Raw genomic sequence first — 20562 nt, 5'->3', positions numbered from 1 at the left:
AGAAAGGTCGTATCGGAGATTGGGAAATAGATACCGTCATAGGTAAAGGTCATCGAGGCGCCCTTGTTACCATTGTAGAGCGGGTCACCCAATTCACTGTATCAACTCAGGTGGCAGGCAAAACAGCACAAGCCGTCACTGCGGCGACGATAGAACTATTAAGGCCATATAGGTCAGCGCTTCATAGCATCACGGCTGACAATGGAAAAGAGTTCGCTTATCACGATCAAATCACAGAGGCTTTAAGTGTTCCTGTTTATTTTGCTCACCCTTATCACTCATGGGAGCGCGGATTGAATGAAAACACGAATGGATTACTACGCCAGTATTGGCCGAAGAGCACAGATTTTAAGGCGGTAACACCAGCGCAAGTTATACCCGTACTTGAGCAACTTAATAATCGTCCGCGGAAGACACTTGGATTTGAAACGCCTGCAAAATTGATGCAGGATCACTTGGCGGCTAAAGCCGCCTAAACGTTATGCACTTCAGGTTTGAATCCGCGCTATGTAAAAAAGGGGAAAACTTCCTCTTAGTATCGCTTAGCTAATCCCAATTGATTCTGAATATCCGTTGTTCGGTGTGAGTTCAAGCATTCGAAGCCGACATAATGGGTACGTGCCAGCTGAGAAGTTAATTGTTCAGAATTCACTCTTTAAATATGCAGACTCGTCTATATAATCAATTACCAATTCAAAATATTGAAGAGCCGAACCACCTAAAGCTCCATCTATTTTTTTATCCATCATTGATGACATGAATTTGTGGAAGTTATTATCTGCCCTCCGTGTAAACCAAACCGGCCCTGTAACTTGCTCGGCAATCATAACTTTAGGGACCTTTATCATTGATTCTCCAGTATTAGACTCCGCCTTTTCAATAACAGCCCAACTTGGATTTTGAGTTTTCCAATTTTCAAAAATACTGGCTGAAATAAAAGAAGTACCTACTACCTTTGATGTACCTTGTATATGCTTTGCCGCTGCATCGGTTAATATTGATGTTGCACCAGTATCTAAAAGCATTTGGTATTCTATCCCTTGAACTTTTATTTCGATTCTAGGAAATGCGGTGGTGTATTTTTGTTGCGAGTCTTTTTGAAAACCTAGTTTTATCTTTTTGAATTTGTATAAGTTTATTTCATCTAAAGATTGCAGGATGGACATAGATTTATTTAAATAGTCAATCTTAATAATTTTTTCTGCGTGCCATCGGCCACCTAAAAAACCATCAAAGTCTTCCTCAATTGATAGTTCATCCTTAGGGACTATAAATAAATAGCCTTCCATAAAGTTTTGCAAACCACCAATAGGAATTTCTGAGCCAGCTTGAAAGTCCGGCATACTTGACAGTGTATGCACATTACCTTCATCTACTTTTTCAATCGTAGGCCATTTATATTGTTGATGAAGTTCTTTCGATATAGCATTCCAACCGCCACCTGTATCTGTAAAGAACTTTAGCTTTTGACCATCTTTCAGTTCTGGAGTAAGAAAGATGCGGTTATTATCAAATTCAGTGGGCAGCTGTTGTTCAGCTAAAAGTTGAAATGGAACTAAAGCTAAAACAAAGAAAAGAGGTACTAGATTTAAATTATACATTGATCATCCATGATTTTTGAAAATTACAATATGTAAATCCTAACACTTAGTTACTATGAGTGGTGAATTCACGGATCAAACTAGACCATATTAATTGGCTATACCAGCTCAATAAACGTAATTGCTAATTGAAATATAATGGCAAACACACCCAGCAATAACAAATAAGTGCCAAATAGCGTGGCTAAATTGGGTGCTTTTAGCGCTGTAAAATAATGTACCTAAACTATAAAAAATGCCGCCGGCAAGTAGCCAGTAAAGTGCTTTTACATCAACACTAGAATAAAGTGGATACACTATAGCCAGTGCAAACCAACCCATGAGCAAGTAGGTGGCGAGCGATATTTTTTTATTACCGTTTTTTACAAATACTTTGTACGCAACGCCTGCTAGTGCCACCGCCCAAATAAATGTAAGTGTGGCCCATGACCAAGCACCGGTTAATGAGATCAATAAAAAGGGAGTGTAGGTGCCGGCAATTAATAAGTATATGGCGCAGTGATCGCACTTTTTATAAAAGGCTCTTAAGCGCGGTTGAATACTGGCATGGTACAAAGTGGACGACAAAAACAGTACAAATAGACTGCTGCCATAAATTACAGTACTTACATACGCTTTAGTGCTGGTGGCTTGGCTAAATAAATCCCACATAACAAATGCGGCAAATACAATACCAAGTGCATGGCTAATTACGTTTAGTTGTTCTTCTTTTTTAGAATAGGGCGCTTCTAACGACATGACAGATCCTACCACTATTTGAATGAATTTTAGTGTACAAGTGTACGCTGAGTTTTTCAATATTATAATTTTTATATGAATACAATAATTTATTGTTTTTCATAAAGTTGAAACATCAATTTAACCAATGCGTAATTAATAAGACGTAAAAAATTCGTAATAGTTCGTTAGATTACTGGTAATTCCTAAAAACAATTAACCGGACGAACAGTGAAAAACATGAAAAATAAATTAATAACACGGCCTTTTCTTAAACTTACTAAATTGTCTGTGGCGATGATTTGCGTTACATCAACAAATAGTTTTGCAGATCAAACCATAAATAAAGAACTTGATGAAATAGTGGTTGTTGCTCAAAAGCGTGCGCAATCAATACAAGATGTGCCCGTAACAATAAGCGCCTACGATGGCGACTTTTTAGAAAGCTTGGGTATAGGTGAACTAGACACTTTATCTGAAATAACACCAGGGCTTGTTATTCAAGAGCAAAGCCCTAACAACCCGGGCTTTGTAATTCGTGGTATTACGTCTGATAGTGGGTCGTCTCAATCATCCCCTCGTGTGTCTATTTATTATAACGGAGCAGATGTATCACGCTCTCGTGGCTCATACTTTGAGCTTTTTGATGTAGAAGGGATTGAAGTTGTTAAGGGACCACAAGCGACACTGTTTGGAACAGCAGCTTCTGTAGGTGCCATTAGTGTAGCAACACGTAAACCAGAAAAAGATTTTTCGGCTCAATTAAAAGCATCCGTTGGTAATTACTCGGCCAAAGGTGCTAGTGGCTTTGTAACGGGTGGCAATGATTTATTGCAAGGCCGTGTTGCTTTTACTTATCGTGAACGTGATGGGTTTATAAAAAATATTGCAGGAGATAGTAACTCCCAAAATCCGGCTGGGTTTAAGCAAGATGATATGCATGCTATTGAGCGTTTTTCTTATCGTCCGTCTTTACGTATTACACCTAGTGACCATGTAACGATTGATTTGGTGTATACGTATGAAAAAAATGATGACTCGGGTACATCTTTTAAAAATGGGCTTTATGCACCAACCGGTGGTGATACAAGTCCATATAGCTTTGTTGAAATGCCAGGTAGTCCGTATGCAGAGTCTGTGTTTGGAAAAAAAGACTTAGGTGTGGAGCGCACAGTTAACGATTTAAATTTGACTGTAAATTGGGATGTAAGTAACGATTTAACAATCACCTCAATTACTGCAGGGCGTAACTTTGACTCTTTAGAAGTGTTTGATGCTGATGGTACGCAAGCATGGTTTTTAGAATTTGCAGAAGCTGCTGAGGGCGATCAGTTAAGCCAAGAATTACGCGCTGTCTATACACAGAATAAGTTTACTAGTATTTTTGGTGTGAGTTACTTTGAAGAAGATGGTAGCCAGCGTATTCCATTTAGTACAGAGGAGTCTATATTTTTAAATTGCTTAGGTGTATTGGGCTCAGGTGTTCCTTGTATTAATAATGATGGTAGCGTTAATATTTTAACGCCAGCATTAACAGGTGGTGTAGTAAACGAGTTGCCATATTCACTAGAGTTTACAAACTATGGTGAAAACAAAGCGTACTCAGCGTTTGCTGATGTAACTTATGCTACTACTGAAGCATTAGAGTTAACAGCGGGACTTCGTTATATAAAAGAAGAAAAGCGCAGTGGCTATAGCTCTGCTGCACCCAATAGTGTTTTAACACAAGCGCCATTGTTTACGGTTGATACAAATGGTGAAACATTTTATGGCGATGCTGATTATGATGATTGGCTGCCACGTTTTAATGCGCTTTATATAATAAACCCTACTACAAATATGTATGCGACTATTTCAAAAGGGCGTCGTTCGGAAGTACTTGAAGTAAGTTCGGCTAACAACGAACAAGGAAATGTCGAAGCTTCTATATCAGAAGTCCCTGCGGAAATTATTTGGAACTACGAAACCGGTATTAAAGGCAAAGCGCTTGACGGGCGTTTAGATTACTCTGTCGCTGTATTTTATCAAGATTATTCTAACTTTCAGGTTACGTTACAGGATGATGAAGGCGTTGCGTTTTCTGCTGATGCGGGCTCTGCCACTAATGTTGGCGCAGAGGCTGAGGTAAGGGCGTTAATTAATAATGAGTTTGAGGTTTTTGCCAATGCGGCTTACCTTGATGCTGAAATAGATGATGATAGTAATAACGGTAACCTCGCAGGCAATAAATTTAGACTACAACCAGAGTGGACGTTTAGTACGGGGCTGTTTTATTCAACAGAATTGTCGAACTCACTTAATTTAACGAGCTCTTTAATATATAGCTACCGCTCTGAAGTGTTTTTTGAGCCAGCAAATGCGCCAATATCAGGCTTAGATATTAGCCAACCAGGGCTTGGATTAGTCAGTGCGCGCTTAGGTATCGCAAATGGTGATGACTGGGCTGTTAGTGTATTTGCTAGTAACTTATTAGATAAAGAGTATTTAGTTGATGCAGGTAATACTGGAGGGGGATTTGGCAACCCAACATTTGTTGCAGGAGCACCTCGCTTTGTTGGTATTGAGTTAACTCTCGGGTTTGGTGGACAATAATACATTTAACTACTTGATATTTTAATTGAGCCACTGCAAAGTGGCTTTTTTATGTGATCACGTTAAAGTGAATTTATATTAGGTAAAAATGAAACAAGATCTAAAAGCTGCTTTACTTACCGCCATTGTTTATCCTGGAGCGGGGCATTTTTCTTTAAAAAAACACCTTATAGGCGCTATTTTTGCAGGTGTATTTTCTGTTCTTTTAATTTTAACCCTAAAAGATATATTTGCGATTGCACAGTGTACTGCAAATGAAATTGTACACGGAAAAATCCCGATGTCGGTTACGGCCATTTTAAAAGCCGCGCAACAACCTTCTGACGCCTGCGCTAAACTCGCTGAATATAAGTATATGCCTTTAATGATTATAATTTGGGTGCTGAGCATGATGGATGCATACCGTTTGGGCAGAAAAGCGCTACCCACTAAAAAATAAGCCACTTAATCAGAACTCGGTTTGGTTGGCTTATTAATATTTCACCCTGATATTTAGCTATTATTGATGGCGGTAATAATTATTATTACCGCCTTTTCATTTTTATACATATTTTTTGTAACCGAGATTTTTTGCCTGCACCATGTAAACATCGTGTAAATACCTGTATATACCCAGTAAAATCCTCAAACCTCGTTAAATCACTCACTTGTTGATATTTAGTTAATTAAAATCCTTATCTTTGTACCTTTTTATTCATTTAATGTTAATAAATAAATGGTACTTTCTGCTCGCCAAATTAACTTTATTTAACTGTTAAGTATTGGTTTGCTATCAATTTATTACGTCAAGCAATGACGACTGATAATTTCAATTTAAGGAAATACGATGAATAACAGTTCAAATAATCACAAAAGAAAGGATTTTAAAGTGGCGAGCTTATCGTTAGCTTTATTATTAGAATGCTCAACAATGGCCAATGCCGCTGTTGAAAAGTTAACGGTGAGTGGAAATCAAATTCTTGCGGGTGGAGAAAACACAAGCTTTGCAGGACCTAGCCTATTTTGGAGTAATACGGGGTGGGGCGCTGAAAAATTTTATACAGCAGAAACAGTAGCAAAGGCAAAAACTGAATTTAATGCAACATTAATTCGTGCAGCTATTGGTCATGGTACGAGTACTGGTGGTAGTTTGAACTTTGATTGGGAGGGCAATATGAGCCGTCTTGATACTGTTGTAAACGCAGCTATTAGCGAAGATATGTACGTTATTATTGATTTTCATAGCCATGAAGCACATACCGATCAAGCAACTGCAGTTCGCTTTTTTGAAGACGTAGCTACCAAATATGGGCAGTACGACAATGTTATTTATGAAATTTATAACGAGCCTTTACAAATCTCGTGGGTTAACGATATTAAGCCTTACGCAGAAACAGTTATTGATAAAATTAGAGCAATCGACCCTGATAACTTAATTGTGGTTGGTACGCCTACGTGGTCACAAGATGTTGATGTGGCATCACAAAACCCAATTGATCGTGCCAATATTGCTTACACTCTGCATTTTTATGCTGGCACGCATGGTCAATCGTATCGAAATAAAGCACAAACAGCACTCGATAACGGCATTGCACTATTCGCCACAGAGTGGGGAACAGTTAATGCTGATGGCAATGGGGGTGTTAATATCAATGAAACCGATGCATGGATGGCATTTTTTAAAACAAACAATATTAGCCACGCTAACTGGGCTTTAAACGATAAAAACGAAGGTGCATCGTTATTTACTCCAGGCGGTAGTTGGAATTCACTAACATCGTCAGGCTCTAAAGTTAAAGAGATCATTCAAGGTTGGGGTGGTGGTAGTAGCAATGTTGATTTAGATAGCGACGGGGATGGCGTAAGTGACAGCCTTGATCAGTGCAATAATACTCCCGCAGGTACAACGGTTGATAGTATTGGTTGTGCAGTAACTGACAGCGATGCCGATGGTATTAGCGATAATGTTGATCAATGCCCTAATACACCTGCAGGTGAAACTGTTAATAATATAGGTTGTGTTGTTGAAGTAGTTGAACCACAAAGCGATGCGGATAACGATGGAGTGAATGATGATATTGATCAGTGCCCAGATACACCTGCAGGTACTAGTGTTGATACAAATGGATGCAGTGTTGTAAGTTCAACAGATTGTAACGGTATTAATGCATACCCTAATTGGGTGAACAAAGATTACTCAGGTGGTCCGTTTACTCACAATAACACCGACGATAAAATGCAATATCAAGGTAATGCATACAGCGCAAATTGGTATACAAACAGCATTCCAGGAAGTGATGCTTCGTGGACGCTTCTTTATAGTTGTAATTAAGCGCGTTTAATAAAATAAACGAGAAGGTAAATAATGTGTTTACCTTCTCTTTTTATACAAAATGTTAGCCCTTATAGACACTTTGGTGTTGAGCAGCAATGTTGTAGCTTGGAGAGTCTATATTATCTATATAGCGCCAATCGGTTGTGATTTGCTCTTTAGTAATAGTCAGTAACATATATCCACGGTGTGATAAGTCACAATAGTTTAAATCGTTTATTAGCAATGTAAGCGAGTCAGCCATCTGCTTTGCTTGTGCTGTATTAAGCGCTAAATAATGCTCCATACCCGGGGATGTAACACCAGGTGTTGCAAACTCTACTCCTACGCTTTCGCCTTTTGCATTTTTTAATGTGCCATGCCACGCATTGTGCGTATCACCTGCAACCACTACTAACTTTTTATTTAATGCAGTAACGCTTTTGTATAATGCTTCGCGCTCGCTTGGGTAACCATCCCACGCATCTAAATTATAAGGCATTAAAGTATTTACGCGTGCAAGTTGCTCGGGCGTTACCGCTTTATTAGCTAGCACTGCTTTTTTAATGGCAACAAGCTCTTTTAACACATGCGGTATTTTAGTGCGATCGGATTGCGAGAATATTTCAGTAGGTAGCCACATTTTAGTCATCAATACTTGCTGGCCCAATACTTGCCATTTTGCATTTGATTTAGTTATTGCACTGGTGAGCCAGTTTAGTTGTGTATTACCCAGTAACTGCCTATTTGGATTATTTAAATCACTGACAAAGCACGCAACATCCATTTGCTTGGTCTCGGGGTTTTTGTAGTCGCTGTAAGCAAGTTGTTTATCGCGTGCTATTACACGCGTATCTAGCATGTGCAAGCTTATTAAATTACCAAAATCGAAGGTGCGGTATATTTGCGGGCTTTGTTCGCCCATAGGCGGTCTAATTGGCAGCCATTCGAAATAGGCTTGAATAGCAGCTGCGCGGCGCTTAAAAAAGTCACCTTCATCAGGGGTATGATTTTCAGCACCACTTTTATAGGTATCGTTGGTAACTTCGTGATCATCCCATATTGCGATAAAAGGCGCTGCAGCGTGAAGTGCTTGAAGGCCTTGGTCTGTTCTGTAAATAGCATAGCGTTTGCGATAGTCGCTAAGGGTAATAATTTCACCGCTGTTATCGGCTGCTAATTGGCGGCCAATTTTTTCAGCATTTTCGGTAGCGTATCCGCCCATTGGGTATTCGTAAATGTAATCTCCCAAATGCAGTACTACATCTAAATCTTTTTGCTTAGCGGCATCTGTGTAGGCATTAAAGTACCCAGCAGGGTAGTTTGAGCACGACACAACAGCCATTTTTATTTGTTCAATATTATTTATTGGTAGTGTTTTAGCACGGCCTATAGGGCTTTGTGTTTGCAAACCTATAAAACGATAAAAGTACTCTGTGTTTGGAGCAAGTTCTTGTACATCTATTTTTATTGTAAAGTCTCGGCTTTTATCTGTTTGTTCACGCCCGCCACGAATAATGTTTTTAAATTGAGAGTCACTTGCCAACTCCCAAGCAACAGTAACTTCAAAATTTGATTGAGAAGGAGTTGCACGTGTCCAAATTATCAAAGCATGACTAAGCGGATCGCCACTCGCTAGACCGTGTTTAAATTCAATAGCCGATAGAGGTTTGTTTATTAATGTTTGAGCACAACCTGTAATGGCACTCGATACTGCGACGGTAAATATACTTGCTGCTGAGGTTTTTAAAAAATTTCGACGTGATGAAAGGGTCATACTGCACTTTTTAAATTATTTATAGTGGTGTGCACTTTAGCGGGTAGATATGACGTTTTTATAAACGCTAAATGTATTTAGTGTGACGGTATTAATACATTTAACCCCTTTTATTTATTAACTAAAAAGTAGTCAAAAAATTAAATTAAATGGTTAAATTAACGAGGTATGAATTTTTTAAATTAAAGTGGCGCATGTAAAGTTGTTTAATTACAGTTGCTTATAATTTATTTTTATGTTGGCACAACCCTTGAGTATGTAACTACGTCTAAACAATACACAAACAAGGAATACCATTATGAAACATTCAATTAAAATCGCTATGGCAAGTTTATTAGTATTAGGTTCTGCGCAAGTACACGCAACAGAAGTGGACCTAGATGTAACTGATATATTAACTCAAAGTGTAGCAAGCTATGTTAAGCAAACCACAATCGAGCTTGAAAAATCACTAAAGGAGACGCTTTATTTTGATGCTAAAACTGTTTTAGAGGGTTTATTAGATGAGCCCGTTTTAACAAATAGCACAACGCTTAAAAATACTGACACTAGTATAAAAAACGCAAAATAAATTATTTAAAGGATTAAAACGATGAGCAGTGAACTTGGATTATTTGCATTAATGTTAGCACCCGTAGTCAGTATGATTAGCGCTTATTACTCGGTTCAAGTGTTTAAAGCTATGGGAGGTTGGTTTAATCTTTAGCCAATTATATAGCTGGTAATTAATTCGATTCATACAAAGCTGATCGACTTAGCAAAAGCGCACGTAAATAAAGGCAGAGTGTTTGAAATAAGTAGACTTTATGAAACGTGCGATTTTTCCATTACCCATTTTTATGTTACCTGAAGGTTATACGCGATTACGCATATTTGAGCCTCGCTATTTAAATATGGTTAAAACCGCATTAAAAAATAATACAGGGTTTGTGCTTTGTACGTTCGAGCATGACACGCCTTTTAATATAAGTGCGCAAGGTTGCCTTGTTGATATTATTGATTTTGACCAAGACGATAACGATGTATTATTAATTGATGTATTTGCATCGCAAAATGTGCAAATTAATGATGTTTATCAAGACGAAGACGAATTACGTCATGGCTTGGTATCGCCTTGTAATACGCCGTATTGGTACAAAGATTCTAACAACCAAATTGGTGAACATTACCTATTACACGATGCGCTTAAAAACGTGTTTCAAGGTAATCCGGAACTTAATTTGTTGTACAAGAAAACTCATTTTGACAAGCTTCCATGGATTGCAGCACGTTGGCTCGAACTCCTACCTGTTTCTATTGAGAAAAAACAGCAACTTGCGTTTGAAACGAATTTTGATAACTTACTGAATTTCCTCCATACTGTGATTAATAACGAATTTGCCTAAATTTTATGATCCTAAATTAATTATTGCCCGTATTACTTAATACAAAAGCAATAACGGGATAAATTATTATGGTAAGTCAACAACAGTCACCACGTTGTGAACCTAATACAGGTAAGTACACTGCCATGCCAGAAACGCCGAGTAAAGAGCTCATGCAAGCGCTTATAGATGTTGCGCAATCACGCGATAAAAAAGCGTTTTCATATTTATTTGAATACTTTGCGCCAAAAATTAAACGCTTTGGAATTAAGCAGTTTGGTGTTGAAGCCCAAGCCATGGAGCTTGTGCAAGAAACATTAACGTCTGTTTGGCGTAAAGCACATTTGTATCATAGTGAAAAAGGCGCTGCGACTACGTGGGTTTATACCGTTATGCGTAACGCTTCGTTCGATATGCTTCGTAAAATGAAAAGTAATAAAGAAGAAAATATAAGCGAAGATATTTGGCCGTTACTAAACGACTCACAAGATACGCATCACGAATACAGTGATCATTTAGAAGATAAGCAAATTAAGCGCTATTTAGACAAATTACCAATTGCTCAACGCGAAGTGGTAAGAGGCGTTTATTTTCAAGATATGTCGCAAGAGCAACTTGCACATCAACTTAATATTCCAGTAGGCACGGTAAAATCACGGTTACGTTTGGCCTTGCAAAAATTACGTAATGAAATGGGAGATCAGCATGATTAAACATCACCCGAGTGAAACTTTACTGACACAGTATTGCGATGCATCACTTGCTACATCATTGAGTTTAGCCGTTTCTATTCACGTAGACATGTGCCCTGTGTGCCAAGCTAAAGTAGCTAAAATTGAAGCAAGTAATGCAAATGCATTATTTAGTGAAGAGCCTGCTCAATTTGAGAAACCTCAAACTGAGAAATCTGATTTACTTGAAGAATTTGAACTAAATGTACTTGATATGATCATGTCTGATGATTCTATTGATGAAGTTTACGAAGTAGAGCCTGTCTCTATTAAAGTGAATGAGCATAACTATCAGCTTCCACGTGCTTTAACACGTATTTCTCATAGCAAATTTACACAAGTTGGTAAGCTGGCACGATCTCGCGTTTCGCTTGATGATGGTGCGCTGCGTTCTAGCTTGCTACATATTGATGCCGGTGGCGAAATTCCTGAGCATACACATACTGGATTTGAAGTTACTTTACTACTAGACGGTGAGTTTAGTGATGAAGATGGTAATTACGTACCAGGCGACTTTATTTGGCAAGATGGTAGTCATCAACACACACCTTTAACGAAAGATGGATGTTTATGCTTTACAGTTGTCAGTAGTGCGCTACATTTTAATAAGGGCTTCAGCAAGTTACTAAATCCAATAGGTAATTTGATTTACTAAGAGAATATATGCATACAGATATAATAAAAATAGGTATAAGCGCCTGCTTAGCAGGCGAAAAAGTTAGATTTGACACAGGACATAAAAAGTCAAATTTTTGTATGGACGAGCTAGGTAAACACGTTGAATACACACGGTTTTGTCCGGAAGTAGCTGTTGGTTTACCAATACCTCGTCCAACTATTCGCCAAGTTAAAGTGGGCGATACTATTAAAGTATGCCGCCCAGATGGCACCGGCGAAGTAGGCCAACAACTTACTGAATATGGTAAAAAAGTTGCAACTGAACAAGCTAAAGAATTAAGCGGATTTGTATTTTGTGCAAAAAGCCCAAGCTGCGGCATGGAGCGCATTAAAATATACAACGAAGCAGGAACAGGTAATACCTCAGAAGGCGTTGGTTTTTTTGCTGAGCAAATAATGAAGCACAACCCATTATTGCCATGTGAAGAAAACGGACGTTTAAATGACATGCATTTACGTGAAAACTTTGTAATGAGAATTTACGTATTTAAAAACTGGCAAAAATTAGCACAAGAGCCGCTTACGGTTCATAAGCTTACTCAATTTCACTCTCAGTATAAGTACTTGTTGATGGCTCATAACTATCAAGCTTATCGTGATTTGGGTAACCTGCTGGGGACTTATGTAGGTGACGATATAAATGCAGTTGCAGATGAATATATTCTAGGTTTGATGACGGGTCTTAAAAAGCCAGCTTCTCGCAGAAATAATTGCAACACGCTAATGCATTTACAAGGTTACTTTAAAACAGATTTATCGAAGGTTGAAAAACAAGAACTTCGTGATGCGATAGATGAATACCGCGAAGGTTTGGTGCCATTGTATGTACCACTTACCTTGTTAAAACATCATTTGAAGGTTCACCCAAATGAGTACCTTGAAAAACAAGTGTTTTTTAACCCTTACCCTCACGATTTAAAACTACGATTTGGTATTTGATGGATACATTATTTTGGTTTAGGCGCGATTTGCGCCTTTTTTCTAACGAAGCGTTAATTCAAGCGCTAAATAATGGCGCTAAACACGCCATTTTTTTTGTGTCTGAAAAACAGTGGCAACAGCACCAAACTGCGCCTATTCAGATTGACTTACTCAAGCGCCGAGTTACTTATCTTCAATCTCAGCTTGCTGATTACGGCATTACTTTACATGTTATTGAAGCGCCAAGCTTTTGTGATTGTACGCGTGAGCTTATTGATTTTTGTAAATCAAACGATGTAAAACACGTAATTGCTAATACAGAATATGAGCTTAATGAAGTAAACCGCGATAAAGCAATTTTGCACGAATGCGATGAGCTTTCAATTACTTTTACTTTGTACGAAGGTGATTTAATTGCACCTGTTGGAACGGTTAAAAATCAAAGTAATGAAATGTATAAAGTGTTTACTCCATTTAAGCGAGCATGGTTAAAGCAGTATCAAGATACACACTTTAGTTTGCCTCAATGGCCTTTAACTTCTGATCCAATAAAATTTGATGAAAGCGACTTACTAAAAAGTGATGGATGCTCAGATAAGTGGCCGGTTGACGACGAAACACTAGCAACCGTGGTCGATAACTTTATATGTGACAAACTTACAAGCTACGACGATCAGCGTGATATACCCAGCGTAAAAGGCACATCAGGTTTAAGCCCGTATTTAGCACTTGGTATTGTAAGCACAAAACAGCTGCTTATTAATATTCAGCAGCGTTATCCTGATATTTTAACTACGTCAAAAAGTAAAACGTTTACGTGGATTAACGAGCTTGTTTGGCGCGAATTTTACAGGCATTTGATTGCTGAATTTCCGAAGCTTTCGCGCGGTGACAACTTTAACGAAAAGTATAACGACGTAGTGTGGCGTAAAAGCGAAAATGAATTTACAGCATGGTGTGAAGGGCGAACAGGTTATCCGTTAGTGGATGCTGCAATGCTACAATTAAAGCAAACCGGTTGGATGCACAATCGTTTACGTATGGTTGTTGCGAGCTTTTTAACTAAGCATTTATTAATAGACTGGCGCGAAGGTGAGCGCTTTTTTATGCAGCACCTAATTGATGGCGATTTAGCCTCAAATAATGGTGGCTGGCAGTGGGCTGCAAGTACCGGGTGTGATGCTCAGCCTTACTTTAGAGTTTTTAACCCTATCAGACAAAGCGAGCGCTTTGATCCAACTGGCAAGTTTATCCGTAAGTATTTGCCAGAGCTTGAAAACGTGCCAGATAAACACATTCATTTTCCACACACTTATTTAGCCGCAATAGGTAAAGATAAGGAATGTTACTGGCCAGCAATAGTTGATCATAAAGCGGCACGAGAACGTGCACTTGCTGCATTTAAGGTGTGATATGGATAACCAGTTACCAGTAGATAAATTTGTTGAAATATACCAACAGCTTGATAGCACTAATCTTGATTTATTGAGTGATATTTACTGTGACGACATACAGTTTATAGACCCAATGCATGAAATTAACGGCATTGTAGAATTGCGCAGGTACTTTGCTAACTTATATAGCAATGTTAAGCATTGCCAGTTTGATATTAGTGATTCGTTTAATAGCGGAAACAATGCTTTTATTTATTGGACTATGCACTATGCACATCCAAAGCTTTCATCAGGTAAAACTATTTCGGTAGAAGGTCATAGCAAGCTTATTTTTGAAAATGGCAAAATTATCAAGCACAGAGACTACTTTAATATGGGCGAGTTGTTATACAAACATATTCCTTTACTTGGTAGCGTTATAAAGCTAATTGATAAAAGGGCAGGTTAATTATGATCACACTTATAACGGGTGCTACTTCTGGTATTGGTGAGCAGTTAGCAATTAAATATGCGCAGTTGGGAGACACTGTTATTGCTTGTGGCCGTAATAGTGAAAAGCTCGCTGAGCTTGCTAAATACGACAATATTCAAGCGTGTAAATTTGATGCAACTAATCTACAAGACATTAAAGAGTCTACTATTGGCTTTCCTCATTTTGACCGTGTTATTTTAAACGCCGGTAATTGTGAATACATAGATGACGCGCGAAATTTTGATAGTGCATTGTTTGAGCGTGTAATAAACGTAAATTTACTCTCTATGGGGTATTGCCTTGAGGCGCTACTTCCTAAAATAAATTCAGGTGGTCAGCTTGTTTTGGTCAGCTCAAGTGTTACCTACCTTGCGCTACCTCGTTCAGAAGCTTATGGTGCATCAAAAGCGGGTGTAAGTTACTTAGCAAAAAGCTTAGCTGTTGATTTAGATGATGTTGATGTGACTTTAGTTCACCCTGGCTTTGTGAAAACTCCGCTTACTAATAAAAATGATTTCCCGATGCCTATGGCTGTTACCGCTGAAAAAGCCGCAGACTATATGATTAAGGGAATACATAAGCGCCGAAAAGATGTTCACTTTCCGTACCGTTTTACACTTATATTAAAAGCATTACGTATTTTACCACTCCCAATTTGGCTTAAAATCGCAAAAGGATTAGCCCGTTGAAAAAAATAGCAATAATAGGAACTGGTGTATCTGGTTTAACATGTGGGCATTTGCTTCACAAACATTATGATGTAACCGTATTTGAAAAAAATGATTACATAGGTGGCCACACTGCAACAGTTGATGTAAATGTTGGTGGTATTAAGTACGCGATTGATACTGGTTTCATTGTATTTAATGACAGAACATACCCATACTTTGAAAAGTTACTATCGCGTATTGGTGTAGATAAACAAACAACGCAGATGAGCTTTAGTGTTCATAACGAAGCCACTGGCTTTGAATACAATGGCCATACGTTTACAAGCCTATTTGCACAGCGTCGTAATATTTTTAGACCTAAGTTTTGGCGATTATTGTACGACATTGTTAGGTTTAATAAACTGTGTAAAGCACTACATGAAAAAGATAATTACCAAGCTGATCAATCATTAGGGCAACTGCTTAGTGACAATCACTTTAATGACTTTTTTAAATACCATTATATTCTTCCTATGGGCGCGGCTATTTGGTCTACCAGTATTAAAGAAATGGAGAATGTAGGCGTTGAATTTTTTGTTAAGTTTTTCTTTAATCATGGCCTTTTAGATGTAACAAACAGACCACAGTGGTATGTGGTACCAGGTGGCTCTCGTCAGTATATTAAGCCACTGATCAGAGGCTTTGCTGATAAAATTAAACTTAATACAGATATTAAATCTGTTACGCGTCAAAATGATGAAGTAACAATAGAGTTTGCCAATGGTGAATTAAGTAAATTTGATAAAGTAATATTTGCTTGTCATTCAGATCAGGCGCTTGCACTACTTGGTGATGCGACTGAGCAAGAAAAGTCAGTATTGGGTGCAATAGCTTACACTGAGAACTCAGTTGTGCTGCACACCGATACAAACCTTTTACCTGATAGAAAAGCGGCATGGGCAAGTTGGAACTACCTACTTAATAACAACACTGATAAAGCAGCTGTTGTTACTTACCAAATGAATATTTTGCAAGGCATACAGTCGGATACACAGTTTTGTGTAACGCTTAATCACCTTGAAGGAATAAGCCAAAGTAAAATTTTGCGCGAGTTTACTTATCATCACCCTGTATTTAACCAAGAGTCAATTGCTGCTCAAAAGCTTAAACACAGTATTGATGGACAAAACAATAGTTATTTTTGTGGTGCTTATTGGTACAATGGTTTTCATGAAGATGGCGTACACAGTGGTGTAGATGTAGCCAAGCAACTTGGGGTCGAATTTGACTAGTGCAGTGTATTTAGGCGATGTAAAACATCGCCGTTTTGCTGTTAAAGAACATCGTTTTAGTTACCCTTTGTATATGATGTGGGTAGATTTAAATAATCCTCAGCAACTAAATGGTGTGCATAAACACATAGGTACGTCAGGCTTAAAAGCGTTAAAATTTAATGAAGCTGATTATCTTAAAGACCCCTCAAAGCGTGCTAAACGACCTCTTATTGAGCGTGCGCATGATCAACTTACCAATTTAGGTATTACTGAAACCTTTACTCATGTTTATATGCTTGGGCAACTTCGTTGTTTTGGGGTGTATTTTAGCCCTGTTAATTTTTACTTCTTTGGCCACAACGACACTCGTTTTAAGTACATGATTGCTGAAGTGAGTAATACACCCTGGAACGAACGTCATTATTATTTAGTCCCTTTAGAAAAAAAAGTGAACTTTAAGAAGGTTTTTTCCGTATCACCTTTTATGAATCTAGATATGAACTATCATTGGCATGTTAAACAATCGCCTGATAAAACATTGATACACATTGAAAATAAGAAAAATGAAGAGTTATTATTTGATGCAACACTTCGCTTAAAACGTAAAGAACTCACTAACGAAGAGATTAATAAGTTGTTTAAACGTTTTCCGGCCATGACATGGTCTATTTTCAAAGGTATTTATTATCAAGCATTAAAGTTGTTTATAAAGCGAGTGCCTTTTTTAGGCCACTCAGGTAAGCCATAAAGCACATAGGTAGTCAGGACAATTAATAGGTATTTTAATGGATAAAGTGTCGAGCTTAAATTGCGAACAAAGCACAAATTGGTTAACTAATATATATAAAAAATTAGTAACTAAAGCCTTTTCATCAATCGAAACAGGTCAAATAGTGCTTATCGAAGGCAACGAAAGAACTGTTTTTGGTGATACGTTTTCTGATCTAAAAACAACCGTTACAGTTAATGATAAAGCTATGTATAAAGCATTTGCATTATCTGGGAGTGTTGGCGCTGGCGAAGCGTATATTTTGGGGCATTGGTCTTGTGACAACTTAACTTCATTCATTGAGATATTTGCTATAAACGAAAAGCAACTCGATGAGTTTGAAAAAAAATTCGCATTTTTTAGTAATATCGCACACCGATTTAATCACATAAAAAACAAAAATTCAGAATCGGGATCTAAGAAAAATATTGTTGCTCATTACGACTTAGGTAATGATTTGTACGAATCATTTTTAAGTAAAGAAATGCTTTATTCAAGTGCTGTATATCCTACAAAAGAAGCCACACTTGAAGAGGCTCAGCAATACAAGCTTAAACGCATTTGTGACCAAGTTGAGCTTCAAAAAAATGATTCAGTAATTGAAATTGGTACAGGGTGGGGGGCATTTGCTATATATGCGGCCACACATTACGATTGCCATGTAACAACAACAACCATATCTGATGAGCAACATGATTATGTAGCTAACAAGATTGTTGAACTTGGTCTTGAAAGTAAAATAACATTACTCAAGCTCGATTACAGACTACTAAAAGGTAAATACGACAAGCTTGTTTCTATTGAAATGATAGAAGCAGTGGGTCATGATTATTTGCCGAGCTTTTTCACTCAGTGTGGTGAGCTCCTAAAAGACGATGGCGCCATGCTTATACAAGCAATTACTATTGGCGATCAGCGTTATAAGCACTACTTAAAAAATTCTGACTTTATCCAACAGTATATTTTTCCGGGTGGATGTTTGCCATCGCTTAACGAAATGAGTGAGCAGATTAAAAATAATACCGATATGGTTATTCATACTGTTAATGATATTGGCGCTCACTACGCACGAACATTAGCAGATTGGCGAACTCGTTTTATAAAAAGCTGGCCTGATTTAGACCGCTCTAAATTTGATGAACGCTTTTATCGTTTATGGTTATTTTATTTTGCTTATTGTGAAGGTGCGTTTAGAGCCAGAGCAACAAGTACGGTACATTTAATGGCGCGTAAACCTCGTTTTACTAGTGATAACGATGATATTGCGCTCGGTTACTAATTTTGTTTTATTTCAAGCAGTGTGGTTTTTATCATTGCTGCTTGAAGCCAATTCGCTACTTTTTAGTGGCTTGATTATTGTTTTAATGTTTTGTTTGTCAAAGCAGAAAAAACAAGACTCCTTACTATTAATTAAAGCCCTACCTTTAGCACTATTGTTAGAATTTATAGCGGTAAAGTTAGGTTTGTTAGAATTTAAAGTTTATCCCTTCCCTCTATGGCTCGTGTTTTTATGGGCTGCATTACTACTTTCTTTAAATACCTCAATGGTTTTTTTGAGTAAATTAAAGCTTTGGCAGGCCTTTTTGGTATGTATGGCATTTGCGCCAGCAAGTTATTGGGCTGGAGCGCGCTTTGAAGTAATAAGTTTAGGTTTACCTTTATGGCAATTCTGGCTCGTTTACGGGGCGCTTTGGTCTACAGTGTTTACTGTTATTCTTTTCATAAACCAAAAAATCAAGTTATTTATCAATAGCTGATCTTCCACAATTTCTATTTCGTAACATTACCCATTGACTCAAAGGGAGCTTATTTTGAAATTTTTACTAAAGGCAGTTACTTTTTATTTGCTTACCACTTCAATTGTTTTAGCTAACACACAATTTAATAAAGTAGGCGAAGCACGAATGGAGTATTTATTTTGGGATGTATATGACGCTGTGCTATTTACCCCTTCAGGTAATTACAATGCAGGAACACATCCTGTTAAGTTTAAGCTTACCTATTTACGTGACTTTGACGCTAAAGAAATAGTAAAAGCAACAAATGAGCAGTGGGAACATCTTGGAAAAACAGGGCTGGCAGATAAATACGACAGTAAATTGTTGTCTATTTGGCCTGATATAAAAAAGGGTGACTCACTAACATTAGTGACAAATGAGCAAGGTATGAGCACTTTTTATCATAATGATGAAAAAATGGGTGAAATTGATGAACCTCAATTTTCGAGTGACTTTTTAGCTATTTGGCTTGATGAAAAAACCTCTGAACCAAAATTACGAAAGCAATTATTAGGGAATTAATATGAACATATTAAACACGTTAAAAGCAGCTGTTATGAGCCTCTCGGCTCTACTTTTAATTAGCTGTTCGGCACCAAATGTTGAACATTATAAAAATACATCGCCAAATTTCGACTTTAAAACGTTTTTTAGCGGAAATTTGAAAGCCTATGGTGTTGTACAAGACTTTAAAGGCGAATTGACCCGAAAGCTTGTCGTAGATATGAATGCGACTTGGGACGGTGACCAGGGCGTTATTGAAGAAAACTTTGTTTATGATGATGGCGAAACCCAAAAGCGAATCTGGAAAATAACGTTAAATGAAGACAATAGTTTAACGGGGACAGCAGCTGATGTTATAGGTACAGCAAAAGGCAAAAGTGACGGCAGCGTATTTCATTGGAATTATGATGTAGAGCTTCCATACGATGGCAGTACTTTAGAAGTGAATTTTGACGATTGGATGTACCTGGTTACACAATCGCGCTTGATAAACCGCACATCTATTGTTAAGTTTGGAGTCGAGGTCGGGGAAGTGACCTTAGTTATCGAAAAAATATAGCTTATTTACCCAGTTGCTTAACTTGCGCCAAAATTGTACTCAAATTAAGTCTTTGTTAACCCAACACGCTGTATTCTACCGAGAATTATTTAAATTTTACTCATTTTTTAAGAATTTAAGCAAAAAATGCAATTTGCTGTTGCTAACTCTTTAAAAATGCATAAAGATAGGTTTTGCGAAGGCAAAATAATAACGAATAGGAATCTAACAATGAATAAAGCTCAATTAGTTGAAAAAATTGCTACTGATGCAGAAATCTCTAAAGCCGCTGCTACTCGTGCTCTTGACGCGTTTACAGGTGCTGTAACTTCTTCTTTAAAAGAAGGTGATTCAGTAGCATTAGTTGGTTTTGGTACTTTCTCAGTAAAAGAACGTGCAGCTCGCACTGGCCGTAACCCACAAACGGGTGCTGAGATCCAAATCGCAGCGGCAACTATCCCAAGCTTTAAAGCAGGTAAAGGTCTTAAAGACCAAGTAAACCCTTAATAGGT

22 protein-coding genes are annotated in these 20562 nt (G+C 37.8%); 19 read left to right on the top strand and 3 right to left on the bottom strand.

Translation table 11 applies throughout. From position 1 onward, the window contains the following. Window positions 1–476 (top strand): IS30 family transposase (locus L659_RS0115190; protein WP_024589235.1); only part of this gene is annotated, 476 nt, incomplete at its 5' end. A 165-nt stretch (window positions 477–641) separates the two neighbouring features. Here the strand turns inward: L659_RS0115190 and L659_RS0115185 are convergent. After that, entirely contained in the window at window positions 642–1601 is a 960-nt protein-coding gene (locus tag L659_RS0115185; RefSeq protein WP_024591099.1) for a hypothetical protein, read from the bottom strand. 108 nt (window positions 1602–1709) lie between these two features. Next, entirely contained in the window at window positions 1710–2339 is a 630-nt protein-coding gene (gene trhA / locus L659_RS0115180) for a PAQR family membrane homeostasis protein TrhA (protein WP_024591098.1), read from the bottom strand. 219 nt (window positions 2340–2558) lie between these two features. On the opposite strand from trhA, the gene L659_RS0115175 reads away from it, so the two are divergent. The 3 genes from L659_RS0115175 to L659_RS0115165 all read left to right on the top strand — a co-directional run bounded on the left by L659_RS0115175 (window position 2559) and on the right by L659_RS0115165 (window position 7221). Further along, window positions 2559–4910: a TonB-dependent receptor gene (locus tag L659_RS0115175; protein ID WP_024591097.1), complete on the top strand. Its 2352-nt coding sequence runs from the start codon at window positions 2559–2561 to the stop codon at window positions 4908–4910. Window positions 4911–4998: 88 nt separating this feature from the next. Continuing rightward, the gene (locus tag L659_RS0115170) at window positions 4999–5349 is read left to right on the top strand and encodes a hypothetical protein (RefSeq protein WP_024591096.1); all 351 of its coding nucleotides are present in this window, start codon (window positions 4999–5001) and stop codon (window positions 5347–5349) included. A 387-nt stretch (window positions 5350–5736) separates the two neighbouring features. Then, window positions 5737–7221, top strand: a complete 1485-nt coding sequence (locus L659_RS0115165; protein ID WP_024591095.1) for a cellulase family glycosylhydrolase — start codon at window positions 5737–5739, stop codon at window positions 7219–7221. A 64-nt stretch (window positions 7222–7285) separates the two neighbouring features. On the opposite strand, the gene L659_RS0115160 is transcribed toward L659_RS0115165, so the two are convergent. After that, window positions 7286–8977: an alkaline phosphatase D family protein gene (locus tag L659_RS0115160; protein ID WP_024591094.1), complete on the bottom strand. Its 1692-nt coding sequence runs from the start codon at window positions 8975–8977 to the stop codon at window positions 7286–7288. 298 nt (window positions 8978–9275) lie between these two features. Between L659_RS0115160 and L659_RS0115155 the strand changes: the two genes are divergently transcribed. From L659_RS0115155 to L659_RS0115080, 15 genes are all read left to right on the top strand, one after another. After that, the gene (locus tag L659_RS0115155) at window positions 9276–9548 is read left to right on the top strand and encodes a hypothetical protein (protein ID WP_024591093.1); all 273 of its coding nucleotides are present in this window, start codon (window positions 9276–9278) and stop codon (window positions 9546–9548) included. Between the two features lie 235 nt (window positions 9549–9783). Continuing rightward, entirely contained in the window at window positions 9784–10362 is a 579-nt protein-coding gene (locus L659_RS0115145; RefSeq protein WP_024591092.1) for an LON peptidase substrate-binding domain-containing protein, read from the top strand. Between the two features lie 68 nt (window positions 10363–10430). Beyond that, window positions 10431–11054, top strand: a complete 624-nt coding sequence (locus tag L659_RS0115140) for a sigma-70 family RNA polymerase sigma factor (protein ID WP_010552978.1) — start codon at window positions 10431–10433, stop codon at window positions 11052–11054. Further along, window positions 11047–11727 carry a ChrR family anti-sigma-E factor gene (locus tag L659_RS0115135; protein WP_024591091.1) on the top strand — a complete coding sequence of 227 codons (681 nt, stop codon included), beginning with the start codon at window positions 11047–11049 and terminating at the stop codon, window positions 11725–11727. The genes L659_RS0115140 and L659_RS0115135 overlap by 8 nt, the downstream gene beginning before the upstream one ends. A gap of 8 nt (window positions 11728–11735) precedes the next feature. Then, complete coding sequence (locus L659_RS0115130) at window positions 11736–12689, top strand: YbgA family protein (protein WP_024591090.1); 954 nt, start codon at window positions 11736–11738, stop codon at window positions 12687–12689. Further along, window positions 12689–14083, top strand: coding sequence for a deoxyribodipyrimidine photo-lyase (gene phrB, locus L659_RS0115125; RefSeq protein ID WP_024591089.1), 1395 nt, complete (start codon window positions 12689–12691; stop codon window positions 14081–14083). The genes L659_RS0115130 and phrB overlap by 1 nt, the downstream gene beginning before the upstream one ends. A 1-nt stretch (window position 14084) precedes the next feature. Further along, a complete protein-coding gene (locus tag L659_RS0115120) occupies window positions 14085–14513 on the top strand; it encodes a nuclear transport factor 2 family protein (RefSeq protein ID WP_024591088.1) in 429 nt (142 codons plus the stop codon). A 2-nt stretch (window positions 14514–14515) separates the two neighbouring features. Then, window positions 14516–15226 carry an SDR family NAD(P)-dependent oxidoreductase gene (locus tag L659_RS0115115; protein ID WP_024591087.1) on the top strand — a complete coding sequence of 237 codons (711 nt, stop codon included), beginning with the start codon at window positions 14516–14518 and terminating at the stop codon, window positions 15224–15226. Beyond that, a complete protein-coding gene (locus L659_RS0115110; protein WP_024591086.1) occupies window positions 15223–16479 on the top strand; it encodes an NAD(P)/FAD-dependent oxidoreductase in 1257 nt (418 codons plus the stop codon). The genes L659_RS0115115 and L659_RS0115110 overlap by 4 nt, the downstream gene beginning before the upstream one ends. Then, the gene (locus L659_RS0115105; RefSeq protein ID WP_024591085.1) at window positions 16472–17209 is read left to right on the top strand and encodes a DUF1365 domain-containing protein; all 738 of its coding nucleotides are present in this window, start codon (window positions 16472–16474) and stop codon (window positions 17207–17209) included. The genes L659_RS0115110 and L659_RS0115105 overlap by 8 nt, the downstream gene beginning before the upstream one ends. Before the next feature lie 37 nt (window positions 17210–17246). After that, window positions 17247–18509, top strand: coding sequence for an SAM-dependent methyltransferase (locus tag L659_RS0115100; protein ID WP_024591084.1), 1263 nt, complete (start codon window positions 17247–17249; stop codon window positions 18507–18509). Then, entirely contained in the window at window positions 18487–18987 is a 501-nt protein-coding gene (locus L659_RS0115095; RefSeq protein ID WP_024591083.1) for a DUF2878 domain-containing protein, read from the top strand. The genes L659_RS0115100 and L659_RS0115095 overlap by 23 nt, the downstream gene beginning before the upstream one ends. 54 nt (window positions 18988–19041) lie before the next feature. Next, entirely contained in the window at window positions 19042–19530 is a 489-nt protein-coding gene (locus L659_RS0115090) for a chalcone isomerase family protein (RefSeq protein ID WP_024591082.1), read from the top strand. Between the two features lies 1 nt (window position 19531). Further along, complete coding sequence (locus tag L659_RS0115085; RefSeq protein ID WP_024591081.1) at window positions 19532–20071, top strand: DUF3833 domain-containing protein; 540 nt, start codon at window positions 19532–19534, stop codon at window positions 20069–20071. 210 nt (window positions 20072–20281) lie between these two features. After that, the gene (locus tag L659_RS0115080) at window positions 20282–20557 is read left to right on the top strand and encodes an HU family DNA-binding protein (protein WP_002962474.1); all 276 of its coding nucleotides are present in this window, start codon (window positions 20282–20284) and stop codon (window positions 20555–20557) included. Window positions 20558–20562 lie beyond the last annotated feature (5 nt).

Origin of the sequence: Pseudoalteromonas sp. S8-8, from assembly GCF_000497875.1 — a bacterium.
Classification (GTDB): Bacteria; Pseudomonadota; Gammaproteobacteria; order Enterobacterales; family Alteromonadaceae; genus Pseudoalteromonas; species Pseudoalteromonas arctica.
This window is presented reverse-complemented; position numbering and strand designations above follow the sequence as displayed.